General features: G+C 65.8%; 11 protein-coding genes. 5 read left to right on the top strand and 6 right to left on the bottom strand.

The window, feature by feature from the left end:
* Window positions 1-36: 36 nt before the first annotated feature.
* The 3 genes from ACVMIH_RS19980 to ACVMIH_RS19990 all read left to right on the top strand — a co-directional run bounded on the left by ACVMIH_RS19980 (window position 37) and on the right by ACVMIH_RS19990 (window position 5,178).
* On the top strand, window positions 37-2,100 hold the full coding sequence (locus ACVMIH_RS19980) for a hypothetical protein (protein WP_057016977.1): 2,064 nt from the start codon (window positions 37-39) through the stop codon (window positions 2,098-2,100).
* A 163-nt stretch (window positions 2,101-2,263) separates the two neighbouring features.
* Window positions 2,264-2,686, top strand: coding sequence for a DUF2946 family protein (locus ACVMIH_RS19985; RefSeq protein WP_456863091.1), 423 nt, complete (start codon window positions 2,264-2,266; stop codon window positions 2,684-2,686).
* A 122-nt stretch (window positions 2,687-2,808) separates the two neighbouring features.
* Window positions 2,809-5,178, top strand: coding sequence for a TonB-dependent receptor (locus ACVMIH_RS19990; RefSeq protein WP_057016975.1), 2,370 nt, complete (start codon window positions 2,809-2,811; stop codon window positions 5,176-5,178).
* A gap of 175 nt (window positions 5,179-5,353) precedes the next feature.
* On the opposite strand, the gene ACVMIH_RS19995 is transcribed toward ACVMIH_RS19990, so the two are convergent.
* The 3 genes from ACVMIH_RS19995 to ACVMIH_RS20005 form a co-directional block, all read right to left on the bottom strand.
* Window positions 5,354-5,671 (bottom strand): EthD family reductase, encoded by a 318-nt coding sequence (locus ACVMIH_RS19995; RefSeq protein WP_016839733.1) that lies wholly within the window; start codon window positions 5,669-5,671, stop codon window positions 5,354-5,356.
* 113 nt (window positions 5,672-5,784) lie between these two features.
* Window positions 5,785-6,297 (bottom strand): GNAT family N-acetyltransferase, encoded by a 513-nt coding sequence (locus ACVMIH_RS20000; RefSeq protein WP_057016974.1) that lies wholly within the window; start codon window positions 6,295-6,297, stop codon window positions 5,785-5,787.
* A gap of 39 nt (window positions 6,298-6,336) precedes the next feature.
* Window positions 6,337-6,825 carry an NUDIX domain-containing protein gene (locus ACVMIH_RS20005; protein ID WP_016839736.1) on the bottom strand — a complete coding sequence of 163 codons (489 nt, stop codon included), beginning with the start codon at window positions 6,823-6,825 and terminating at the stop codon, window positions 6,337-6,339.
* A 147-nt stretch (window positions 6,826-6,972) separates the two neighbouring features.
* Here ACVMIH_RS20005 and ACVMIH_RS20010 point away from each other — a divergent pair, with 147 nt between their 5' ends.
* The gene (locus tag ACVMIH_RS20010; RefSeq protein WP_456782435.1) at window positions 6,973-7,860 is read left to right on the top strand and encodes a metallophosphoesterase family protein; all 888 of its coding nucleotides are present in this window, start codon (window positions 6,973-6,975) and stop codon (window positions 7,858-7,860) included.
* Here ACVMIH_RS20010 and ACVMIH_RS20015 read toward each other — a convergent pair.
* The 3 genes from ACVMIH_RS20015 to ACVMIH_RS20025 form a co-directional block, all read right to left on the bottom strand.
* On the bottom strand, window positions 7,857-8,603 hold the full coding sequence (locus tag ACVMIH_RS20015) for a glycine-rich domain-containing protein (protein WP_456863094.1): 747 nt from the start codon (window positions 8,601-8,603) through the stop codon (window positions 7,857-7,859). The genes ACVMIH_RS20010 and ACVMIH_RS20015 overlap by 4 nt on opposite strands.
* Before the next feature lie 21 nt (window positions 8,604-8,624).
* Window positions 8,625-9,200, bottom strand: a complete 576-nt coding sequence (locus tag ACVMIH_RS20020; protein WP_057016972.1) for a hypothetical protein — start codon at window positions 9,198-9,200, stop codon at window positions 8,625-8,627.
* 211 nt (window positions 9,201-9,411) lie between these two features.
* Complete coding sequence (locus ACVMIH_RS20025) at window positions 9,412-9,621, bottom strand: DUF4170 domain-containing protein (protein WP_016839740.1); 210 nt, start codon at window positions 9,619-9,621, stop codon at window positions 9,412-9,414.
* Window positions 9,622-10,046: 425 nt separating this feature from the next.
* Here ACVMIH_RS20025 and ACVMIH_RS20030 point away from each other — a divergent pair, with 425 nt between their 5' ends.
* The gene (locus ACVMIH_RS20030) at window positions 10,047-11,489 is read left to right on the top strand and encodes a helix-turn-helix domain-containing protein (protein WP_057016971.1); all 1,443 of its coding nucleotides are present in this window, start codon (window positions 10,047-10,049) and stop codon (window positions 11,487-11,489) included.
* Window positions 11,490-11,780: the final 291 nt, after the last annotated feature.

Below are 11,780 nucleotides of genomic sequence, written 5' to 3' on the forward strand. Positions count from 1 at the left end.
TGCTTTCGCATCGCCCCGGAATGACGGAGTGACGTCATGAACTACGGCATCGCGTTCACACCGCTGGTTCCTTCGCTCGTGCTGTGGCTCGCGCTCGGCGCGATCGTCGTCATTGCCGTGCTGCTGCTTGTGTCGCGCGCGCGGGGCGCCGCGGTGCGGGTCGCGGCGCTGGCGCTGATCCTGCTGGCACTGGCCAATCCCTCCTTCACCCGCGAGGACCGCGAGCCGCTGTCCTCGGTCGCTGCCGTCGTAGTCGACAAGAGCCCGAGCCAGAATTTCGGCACGCGCAACCAGGAGACCGACAAGGCGCGGCAGGCGCTGGTCGACAGCCTGAAGCAGATCAAGGGCCTCGAGGTCCGCGTCGTCGAGGCCGGTCAGGCCGATGGCGAGACCGACGGAACGAAGCTGTTCGGCGCGCTGACGTCGGCGCTGTCGGACGTTCCGGTCGAGCGCGTCGCCGGCGCCTTCATGATCACCGATGGCCGCGTGCACGACATTCCCGCCAACGCCCAGGCGCTCGGCTTCCAGGCGCCGGTCCACGCGCTGATCACCGGCCGCAAGGACGAGCGCGACCGCCGCATCGCGATCACCGCCGCGCCGCGCTTCGGCATCGTCGGCCAGACCCAGACCATCACCTTCCGGCTCGACGACCAGGGCGTCACCGGCGAGCGCGCCAAGGTCACGATCCGCCGCGACGGCGAAGTGATCAACGAGCGCACGCTGACCAGCGGCCAGACCTCGAGCGTCGACATCGACATCAAGCACGCCGGGCCCAACATCGTCGAGATCGAGGCCTCGCCGCTCGAGAACGAGCTGACGCCGGTCAACAACCGCGCCGTGGTCGCGATCGACGGCGTGCGCGACAAGCTGCGCGTGCTGCTGGTGTCCGGCGAGCCGCATTCCGGCGAACGCACCTGGCGCAACCTCCTGAAGTCCGACCCCAGCGTCGATCTCGTGCACTTCACCATTCTGCGTCCGCCGGAGAAGCAGGACGGCACGCCGATCAACGAGCTGTCGCTGATCGCATTTCCGACCCGCGAGCTGTTCCAGCAGAAGATCAACGAATTCCAGCTGATCATCTTCGACCGCTACGCCCGCCAGGGCGTGCTGCCGATCGCCTATTTCGACAACATCGCGCGCTATGTCCGCGCCGGCGGCGCGGTGCTGGTGTCCGCCGGCCCCGACTACGCCTCGACCACCAGCATCTGGCGCACGCCGCTGGACTCCGTGTTGCCGGCCGAACCGGTCGGCGTGACCGAGAAGCCGTTCTACGCGCATCTGAGCGATGCCGGTAAACGCCATCCGGTGACGCGCGGGCTGGAAGGCTCGAATGCCGAGCCGCCGCATTGGAGCCGCTTCTTCCGCACCGTCGATACCCGCAACGCGATCAATCCGCCGGTCATGACCGGCGCCGACGGCAAGCCGCTGCTGCTGCTGTCGCGCTTCGGCGAAGGCCGCGTCGCGCTGCTGCTCTCGGACCACATCTGGCTGTGGGCGCGCGGCTACGAGGGCGGCGGCCCGCATCTCGATTTGTTGCGGCGGGTGTCGCACTGGCTGATGAAGCAGCCCGACCTCGACGAAGAGGCGCTGCGCATGCAGGTGCAGGGTAAGGATCTCATGGTGGTGCGCCAGACCATGGCCGACACCGTATCGCCGGTCACCGTGACGTCGCCGAGCGGCACCACGCATGAACTGACGCTCACCGCCGGCGATCCCGGCGAGTGGCGCGCGACGCTGCCCGCCAACGAGCTCGGCCTGTGGCAGGCCACCGACGGCACGCTGAAGGCGCTGATCAATGTCGGGCCGACCAACCCGAAGGAATTCTCGGAGGTCACCTCGACCACCGACATGCTGAAGCCGCTGGCGCAGGCAACCGGCGGCGACGCCCGGCGCATCGTCGACGGTTCGAGCGTCGACATGCCGCGCGTCGTGCCGGTACGCTCCTCCTCGATCTTCCGCGGCGACGGCTGGCTCGGCGTCAAGATGCGCGACGCCAGCGTCGTGAAGGGTGTCGGCGTGCTGCCGATGTTCGCCGGCCTGGTTGGCCTGCTGCTGTTGCTCGGCGCATTCGCGGCAACATGGCTGCGCGAGGGACGCTGAGTCCGGCCGGGCTCACGTCTGCGTTGCATCAAGCACACACAGGCAATGCATCGACACGGATTGTCTGAACGCCGGTTGACATCGCGGATGCCATCCGATGTTATAATGTAACATCGGGGCGCTTGGGTGTTGACGCGCTCCCGATTGGGCGGGCGTTATCGGCATGCAGTGGTTCCGGCGACACATCAAGACTGGCTCGCGGCTGGCGCTGTTCGCGCTCGCCGTCCAGTTCATGCTGTCGTTCGGGCATTTCCATCCGATCGCGGCCGCGCAAGCGGCGCCCGCAGTTCAGACCGGGCTGTCGCTGATCGATCTCGCCTATATCGGGACCTCGGCGACGCCGGACCTCGCGGTCCAGGTGACCGGGACCAAGCCGCCCGCCAAGCACGACAACGACCGGCATCCGGCCGACAATTGCGCAATCTGCGCCGTCATCTCGCTCGCGAGCAGCATGCTGTTCACGGCGCCGCCGGTGCTGTTGCTGCCGGAAGCCGTCGAGCTTCTGTTCCGAACCACCAATGCCGAATTCCTCCATCTGAAGTCGGCGCCTGCGGCCTTTCATTCCCGCGCCCCTCCCCTGTCCTGACATCGACTGGTTGCTGCACGCCCTGAGCGGACGGCCGCGTCACATGCGGCCTGCTCCAGCGGGGCAAATCGGGATCGATCCGTCATTTCGACGGGCCCTGGATCGGGACTTGGATCGGGACAATGACACTTCAGAAGAAACGAGCATTCCACATCGGGAGCGCGAGCTGGCTATTGCTGGGCGCAATGAGTAGCGGCGCGCTGGCCCAGGAGACGCCGACGCAACTGCCTGACATCACCGTGACGGCGCCGAGCCCGATCCAGCGGCACCGGACTGCGCCGACGCGCACGCCGACCCGTGTTGCTCGGGCTGCGCCGAGCCGCAGCCGCGAACGCGCCGCCGCGGTACAACCGGCGCCCGCAGCGGCGGCGCCAGCACCGCAGCAGGGCGTGCTGCCCGTCGTCACCGATCAGTTCGCCACCGTCACCGTGATCCCGAACGAGGAACTGCGGCGCTCCGGCGCCGCCACGCTCGGCGATCTGCTGTTCTCGAAGCCCGGCATCACCGGTTCGAGCTTCGCCCCCGGCGCATCCAGCCGGCCGATCATCCGCGGCCTCGACGTCAACCGCGTCGGCATTGTCGAGAATGGTCTCGGCGGTGGCGGCGCCTCGGATCTTGGCGAAGATCATTTCGTGCCGATCGATCCGCTCTCGACCAATCAGATCGAGGTGGTGCGCGGCCCGGCCGCGCTGCGTTACGGCTCGACCTCGATCGGCGGCGTAGTGAGCGCCACCAACAACCGCATCCCCGATGCGATGCCGACCTGCACGGCGGCGCCGTTCCAATCCTACGGGCTGCCGGTGAAGGCGCCGCTGGCCGATGCCGGCGGCCCGGGTTGCCTCAATGTCGAGACCCGCACGTCGGTGAGCTCGGTCAATCGCGGCGTCGACGGCGGCATGCTGCTGGACGCCGGCGGCAACAATGTCGCCGTGCATGCCGACGTCTATGGCCGCACCACCAGCGACTACAGCATTCCGAGCTACCCTTATCTGTTCGTCCCGGGCCAGCCGTTTAATGGACGCCAGCCGAACTCCGCGACGCAGTCGGACGGCGCGTCAGTCGGCGCCTCCTATTTCTTCCAGGGCGGCTTTATCGGCGCGGCGATCACCCAGAACGACTCGCTCTACCACATCCCCGGTATCGACGGCGCCGATCACCAGACCCGGATCGACGCGCACCAGACCAAGATCGCGGTCAAGGGCGAGTACCGGCCCGATGCCGCGGCGATCGACGCCGTGCGGTTCTGGGTCGGCGCGACCGACTATCGCCACAACGAGATTGGCCTTGCCGATCCGGCCGATCCATTGAGCGACGGCGTGAGACAGACCTTCACCAGCAAGGAGCAGGAGGCGCGCGTCGAGGTGCAGATGATGCCGTTCAACGCGCGCTTCGCCACCGTGACCACGGCATTCGGCCTGCAGGGTGGGCACCAGGAGCTGACCGCCCCGAGTCCGGACGATCCGACCAGCCCGCTCAACGGATTATGGGACCCCAACAAGAACAACAGGGTCGCCGGTTACGTGTTCAACGAGCTGAAGTTCACCGACACCACCAAAGCACAGATTGCCGGGCGGATCGAACACGTCGATCTTTCCGGCACAACGCCGGCCTTCATTCCCCCCGTGTTCGACGTGGCCACCGACCCCGCAAGCATCGGTCCAGCGACACCGCAAAATCCCAGTTTCACACCCAAGAGCGGCAGCATCGGCTTGATCCAGAATCTGCCGTGGGATCTGGTAGCAAGCGCGACCGCCCAATACGTCGAACGCGCGCCGAAACCGGCCGAGCTCTTCTCGCGCGGCCCACACGATGCGACTGCCACGTTCGACATCGGCAATCCCAATCTCGGCATCGAAACCGCAAAATCGATCGAGATCGGACTACGGCGGGCGACCGGACCGCTGCGGTTCGAACTCACCGGCTACTACACCAGGTTCGACGGCTTCATATTCCGCCGGCTGACGGGCAACACGTGTGACGAGAGCGCGTGCCAGCTCGGCCCCGGCCTCGAACTGAACCAGGCGCGCTACTCGCAGCGCGACGCGATCTTCCGCGGCGCCGAGTTCCAGAGCCAGCTCGACATCGGCCCGCTCAACGGCGGCATCTGGGGCATCGAGAACCAGTTCGACGTGGTGCGCGCGACCTTCACCGACGGCACCAACGTGCCGCGGATTCCACCGGTGCGGCTTGGCGGCGGCTTCTATTGGCGCGACAGCAACTGGCTGACCCGCATCAATCTGGTGCACGCCTTCGCGCAGAACGACATCGCTGTCATCGGCGAGACCCCGACCGCGGGCTACAATCTCCTCAACGCGGAGATCACCTACAACACCAAGCTGAATTCGTCATGGATCGGCGCACGCGAGATGACGCTTGGTCTGGTCGGCAACAACCTGCTCAACCAGAACATCCGCAACTCCGTTTCTTATACCAAGGACGAGGTGCTGATGCCGGGCCTCGGCATACGGGCGTTCGCCAATCTGAAGTTCTGAGCCAAGGTCATCCCTCTGCCGCCAGCGGCAGAGGGATTTATCGCGTAGCCCGGATGGAGCGCAGCGCAATCCGGGAGACTGCTCCCGCGGTGAGACTGATCCCGGATTTCGCTTCGCTTCATCCGGGCTACGAGCGTCTCTGAGGGGAGCCGCGTAACCTGCTCGGTCTGGACGATCAGTGGCCGACGACGACTTCGCTGATCTGGATCACCGGCTGCAGATCGGTGTAGTTCGGGATATCGCCCATGATCTCCTGGGCGTGCTTGCCCATGCCGGCCGCGAAGGCCTCAACCGAGTCGCAGAAGATGTGGCACATTCCGACATAGGTTGCGGGTTGCCCCGGTGCGCCGCCGGCGAGACCCTTGTCGACGGTGTAGTATTTGCACGCGTCGCCAAGGCGCGCCTTCACCAGCGGCATGTGCTTGTCGCGATAATAGTCGTGATCAAAGCGTGCGCCTGGATTGTTCGGATACATCACACTGACTTTGATCATGGCGCGCACTCTCCCTGTTGATATGACATGCGCCGGTCTTGTCCCGGCGCTTGCCTCAACTGTGCTTCAGTTTCCGATGGTGCGCAACCGTTCCGGCACCGCTCGCGCGGATGTCAGATTGCCTTGCTCCAGTCCGGCAGGATTGGCCCGGACACGCCCTCGGCCGCGCCGTCGACCAGTTCCATGACAAGCAGGCGACTGTAATCGACCGGGCCGGGCATGGTCATCCGCCCCTTCGGGACCGGCTTGAAGCCGACCCGCGCGTAGTACGGCTCGTCGCCGACCAGCACGATCAGCCGATGGCCCTTGGCGCGGGCGTCGTTGATCGCACGCTCGAGCAGCGCACGGCCGACGCCGCGGCTGCGGAACGGCGGCTCGACCGTCAACGGCCCAAGCATCAGGGCCGGCGTATCGCCGATCGTGACCGGCAGCTGGCGCACCGAGCCGACCAGCAGCGTGCCGATCCGCGCCGTGAAGGAGACATCGAGCAAATGATCGACATGCTCGCGCAGCCGGTAGGCACTGAGCACGAAGCGGCCAGGCCCGAAGGTGCGCTCGTGCAGACGCTCGATCGCCTGGGCGTCTTTCGGGGTCTCGGGCAGGATGGTCAGGGACAATTCGGTCATTGTGGGGCGCGGGATAGCATCTGGCGCGGGCGCGGTCCATCACCGCCACGTCGCCGTCGGCGGCTTGCCCTCGAGCACCTCCGCGATCCGCAGCCGCGTGCCCGGGGTGGTCTCGTCAGGCAGATCAGCCGGATCGAAGAAGCCGCAGGCCACGATCTCGCGATTCGGCTCCGGCAGGCGGTCCTGCCGGTAGTTCCTGACGACGTAGACCGCGACATGATCGCGCGGCGAGACGTGGCTGTTGTGGAAGATGCCGTGCAGCACCGGCTCGCCCTTGAGCTCGATCCGCCCCTCCTCCTCCAATTCGCGCCGCAGCGACTCGATAAAACTTTCGCCGACCTCGACCCCGCCGCCAGGCAGATACCAGCCATGGACGTAGCTGTGCTTGACCAGGAACACCCTGTTGTCGGCATCGAGCACGACGGCACGGACCCCGAGCGTCATGCTGCGGACGAGCCGCCAGTAGAAATGAAACACCCATCTGATCTGCGGCTCGTAGCGCTTGCGTAAATCGAGCAGGACCGTCACTGAACCCTCGACATCATGGTGTTTGATCCGTGCTTTGATCCTTGCGCGCCTGCGCAGCTCTTGCCAATACAGGGCAGGACGTTCGGGATAGCACGACATGACCCGCTGCCGGCCACTTTTCGCGGACAATCCGAAGGGAATCGCATGATGGCGGCGTTCCGCCTCGCGCATCTGTCGGACCCGCATCTGCCGCCGCTGCCGGTGGCGCGGCTGCGCGATCTCGCCGGCAAGCGCGCCTTCGGCTATCTGAACTGGACGCGCAACCGTCACAAATATCACCGCCGCGACGTGCTCGACGCGCTGGTGTCGGACATGCAGGCGCAGCAGCCGGACCACATTGCCGTGACCGGCGACCTGGTCAATCTGGCACTGGATGCCGAGTTCAATCCGGCCCGGCAATGGCTGGAGGGGGTAGGTTCGCCTGCCGACGTCACCGTGGTCCCCGGCAACCACGACGCCTATGTGCGCGCGACCCGGCATCGCTTCGTCAGTCACTTCGGCGACTATCTGCGCGGCGACGCCGACGGCGCGGCAACGCATTTTCCGTTCGTGCGCCGCCGCGGGCCGCTGGCGCTGATCGGCGTCTCCTCGGCGGTGCCGACCCCGCCGCTGATGGCGACCGGCTGGCTCGGCCATCCTCAACTCGATGCGCTCGATGCGATTCTCGCGCAGCTGTCGCGGGAGGACGCCTTCCGCGTCCTCCTGGTGCATCACCCGCTGCACTCCGACGGCCGCGCCAAGCGGCTGACCGATTCGCATCAACTGCTGGCGCTGCTCAGGCGCCACGGCGTCGAGCTGGTGCTGCATGGCCACGACCACATCCATTCGACGATGTGGTTCGACGGCCCGGAGCGGAAGATCCCGGCGATCGGCGTGCCGTCGGCATCGGCGCTGGCGCGCAAGCACTATCCGGCGGCGGCCTACAATTTGTTCACGATCGAGCGTGACGGCAATGCGTGGCGCTGCGAGCAGACCGTGCGCGGGCTCGGCGAGCACGTCGGCATTCGCGAATTGAAGCAAGCACGACTTTCCTAATCGCCGCCCGCGCCGCCGCCACACCCACCGCCGCAGCCGCCTCCGCTGTCGCCGCCACCACCACCGCCGTCACCGCCATCGCCGCCGCCACTCCCGTCGCTGCCGGCATCGCCAAAGCCGGCTGACGATCCGTCGATCGAGGAGTCGGAGAAATCGCCGCAGCAATAGGGACTGCTGCCACCGATGCCGCTGCGGCGCAGCGCCTCGCAGTCGGTGTGATAGATGAAGCCGTTCGCGATGTTCAGCTTGGCGTCGAGCGCGAACAGCAGCGGCAGCCGGGTCGGCCTGACCGGATCGATGTTCTCGTATTTGCAGCAGTACCACCAGACCCGGCGCAGCCCCTCATTGTTCCTGCGCCGCTCCTTCACCAGGACGACCGCGGGGGTGTGATGCAGGAAGCCGCCGAAGGCGCGGCGGCAGAACGCGCCGTATTCGCGGGTGTAGAGGATGAATTCGTGCCAGAGGTCGTCGGCCGCTTGCGAGGGCATCGAGACGTAACGCTTGCCGCTCATCAGATAGGCGAGGAAGAACTGCCGCAGGCCGCGCGAGACCAGCGCGCTGTCCTTGCGGGCGAAGCCGGGGTGACGCTTCTCGAGCCGCGCCAACAGGCCCGCCGGCCAGTGAAAGGTGCGGATGTATTCGGCACGTCGCAACGTTTGCCACTTGCCGAACAGCACGGCGCTGCCGACCACCGCGGCCGCCGCCAGGACGCCGAAAAATACCGAGGCGGGTGTTATGACCACGATGCCCCGCCCCTTGAGCGGCTAGAAGTTTTGCAAGCTCGCATACAGCGCGAGACCGAACAGCGCGAGCGCGCCCATGACGAAGCCGAACACGAACATGCCGATCCCGCCGCGGCGCCTCGGCGTCACCACCGGGACGGGCGGCGGCGCCGGCGGCTCGGCAACCGGAAGCGGCGTTGCCACCATCGCATGCTCGCGCTCGATCAGGCGGCGCGCGACATAGTCGGTGACGGCATCGACGATCGCGGCCACGTCATGCGATTCGGCGAGCACGATGCGGCCGAACCTCGTGTCCTGCACGAAGCGGTAGATCCGCTTGTCGCGCCCCATCAGCACATGCGCGACGACGTCGATCCACAGCCGCGGCGTCTCGCCCTGGCTGATGCCGCGGTCGAACAGATCGACCTTGTCCGGCACCTGCGCGAACAGCGGATCGAGCGCATCGTTGAGGATCTCGAGCCGCGCCACCTCGGCGTCGCGCAACTCGACGACGACACCGGTGCGATCGGCCGCCTCGATCCGCGCCCGTCGCAACGCCTCTCGCAGCGTCGGCCGCATCTCGCGCGCCTCGCTGCCGGTGTTCTGCGGATCGGACATGCCTTGCGGTCTCGTGGTGACGGGTTTCCTGCGCATTAACCTATCAGCAACCAAGATGTCCGCAAAGGGCGTTGGTTCCCAAGCACTTAGGCCGCCACTTATCCCCAGATCAAAGATACCTGACGCTGTCCCAAAAGCGGTCGACCCCACCCGGATGAACCGGATGGGGCCGCCGTCCTTGGACGTTTTCTTAGCTCTGAAATTCTGGCGCTCAGGCCGAAACCCGCGACGGCTCCTCGACGATGGAGAAGCGCACGCCGGCCTTGTGGCGACTCTCTTCCGAGACTTCCTTCCAGCACTCTTCGGCTTCCTTGCGGGTCTTGAACGGACCGCGGACCTGGGCCGAGCCTTCGACGAGCTTGTGGAAGTTCATCGACCCGAACTCTCCGCCGATCACCCAGAAATTGCTGCCCTTGCTCATCGTCAGTCTCCTTCAAAAAAACGGGCTGCCTTTGCCCAGCCGCGTGCACCTTGATCTCACAATCTGCTCATATCGACATTCTTGACAGAGCATTGCGAATTGCGTGTCAGGAGATAAACGCGAAAACGCGAAGTTCGTACAGATGCCTTGTTTTTTATTGGTGATGTCATGTAACATCTGAACTTGTAATAAATGTCGACTTGTAAATTTTGTCACATAATAGGTCAGGAAGCCTGCCATGCCCGCCGGTTTTTCTTCTCCCTCTCCCCGTTCTTACGGGGAGAGGGTTGGGGTGAGGGGCTGTCTCCGCAGCGAGACTCGCGGAAGGTCCCCCTCACCCGGATCGCATCTAGCGATGCGATCCGGCCTCTCCCCGCGCGCGGGGCGAGGCGGTCAGAATTTGCTGCGGCAAGCGAGACCAACCCGTGCCCGGTGAATCCGGAAAGAAGCTGTTCGTCGGTCCGCGCTTCCGGCGGATCCGCCAGCAATTGGGGCTGTCGCAGACCCAGATCGCCGAGGGGCTCGGCATCTCGCCCTCCTACATCAACCTGATCGAGCGCAACCAGCGCCCGGTGACGGCGCAGATCCTGCTGCGGCTGGCCGAGACCTACGACCTCGACTTGCGCGACCTCGCCACCGCCGACGAGGACCGCTTCTTCGCGGAACTCAACGAGATCTTCTCCGATCCCCTGTTCCGCCAGATCGACCTGCCGAAGCAGGAGCTGCGGGACCTCGCCGAACTCTGCCCCGGCGTGACGCACGCGCTGCAGCGGCTCTACGCCGCCTACACCGAGGCGCGCCGCGGCGAGACGCTGGTGGCGGCGCAGATGGCCGACCGCGAAGGCTCGCAATTCGACGCCAATCCGATCGAGCGGGTGCGCGACCTGATCGAAGCCAACCGCAACTATTTTCCGGAGCTCGAGACCGCCGCGGAGAATTTGCGCGACGAGCTCAACGTGCCGACCGAAGGCCTGTTTACGGCGCTGACCACGCGCCTCCGCGAAAAACATTCGATTTTGACTCGCGTGATGCCGGTCGACGTGATGCGCGAGACGCTGCGCCGTTTCGATCGGCATCGCCGGCAGCTCTTGATCTCCGAACTGGTCGACAGCTCCGGCCGCAGCTTCCAGCTTGCGCTGCAGATCGGCTTTGTCGAGTGCGGCGCTTCGATCGACGCCATCGTCAGCCGCGCCGGTCCGCTCGACGATACCGCGCGCCGGCTCTACCGCATCACGCTCGCCAATTACTTCGCAGCCGCCGCGATGATGCCTTATCAGGCGTTTCATTCCGCAGCCGAAGCCTTGAGCTACGACGTCCATGTGCTGGCGCAGCGCTTCAACGCCGGCTTCGAGCAGGTCTGCCACCGCCTCACCACGCTGCAACGGCCGAACGCGCGCGGCGTGCCGTTCTTCCTGCTCCGCGTCGACAATGCCGGCAACGTGTCGAAGCGGTTCTCCTCGGGCACCTTTCCGTTCTCCAAGTTCGGCGGCACCTGCCCGCTCTGGAACGTGCACTCGACCTTCGACATGCCGGACCGCCTGCTCAGCCAGGTGATCGAATTGCCGGACGGCACGCGCTACTTCTCGATCGCGCAGATGGTGCGCCGGCCGGTGGCGCCCTACCCGCAGCCGCAGCCGCGCTTTGCGATCGGGCTCGGCTGCGAGATCCGGCATGCGGCCAAGCTCGTCTATGCCACCGGCATGGATCTGGAAAAGGTCGAGGGTACCCCGATCGGCGTCAACTGCCGGCTTTGCGAGCGCGAGAATTGCAGCCAGCGCGCCGAGCCGCCGATCACACGCACCCTGATCCTGGACGAGACCACGCGGCGCGTGTCCTCGTTCGCGTTCTCGAATGCGCGGGAGTTGTGAGCCAAGGATCAATCCACCGATCAATCCATCGCGGCAAAGGCCTTGCACCAGCCGTCCTTGCTGATCGCACCTTCGACCACCTAGCAGCCATCGGGTGCGACGAACAGCGTGCACATCTCCTGCACGAGGCGCTGGTCCGGCGCGGCGCCTGGCCGCCGAAAACGGAGGAGGATTCGACCGAGGACGACGTGCGCTAAAGCATGATCCGGAAAAGTGCGAAGCGGCTTTCCCTCGCGACAACGCGTTTGCGCGAATCACACACCAAACTAACGCGCGATGACGATTCGACCC

The sequence above is a fragment of the Bradyrhizobium sp. USDA 4503 genome (assembly GCF_054055815.1).

Bases quoted from the DNA above. Each gene is read 5' to 3' on its own strand.
- ACVMIH_RS19980 (WP_057016977.1), top strand. From the start codon at position 37: ATGAACTACGGCATCGCGTTCACACCGCTGGTTCCTTCGCTCGTGCTG.
- ACVMIH_RS19985 (WP_456863091.1), top strand. From the start codon at position 2,264: ATGCAGTGGTTCCGGCGACACATCAAGACTGGCTCGCGGCTGGCGCTG.
- ACVMIH_RS19990 (WP_057016975.1), top strand. From the start codon at position 2,809: ATGACACTTCAGAAGAAACGAGCATTCCACATCGGGAGCGCGAGCTGG.
- ACVMIH_RS19995 (WP_016839733.1), bottom strand. From the start codon at position 5,671: ATGATCAAAGTCAGTGTGATGTATCCGAACAATCCAGGCGCACGCTTT.
- ACVMIH_RS20000 (WP_057016974.1), bottom strand. From the start codon at position 6,297: ATGACCGAATTGTCCCTGACCATCCTGCCCGAGACCCCGAAAGACGCC.
- ACVMIH_RS20010 (WP_456782435.1), top strand. From the start codon at position 6,973: ATGGCGGCGTTCCGCCTCGCGCATCTGTCGGACCCGCATCTGCCGCCG.
- ACVMIH_RS20020 (WP_057016972.1), bottom strand. From the start codon at position 9,200: ATGTCCGATCCGCAGAACACCGGCAGCGAGGCGCGCGAGATGCGGCCG.
- ACVMIH_RS20025 (WP_016839740.1), bottom strand. From the start codon at position 9,621: ATGAGCAAGGGCAGCAATTTCTGGGTGATCGGCGGAGAGTTCGGGTCG.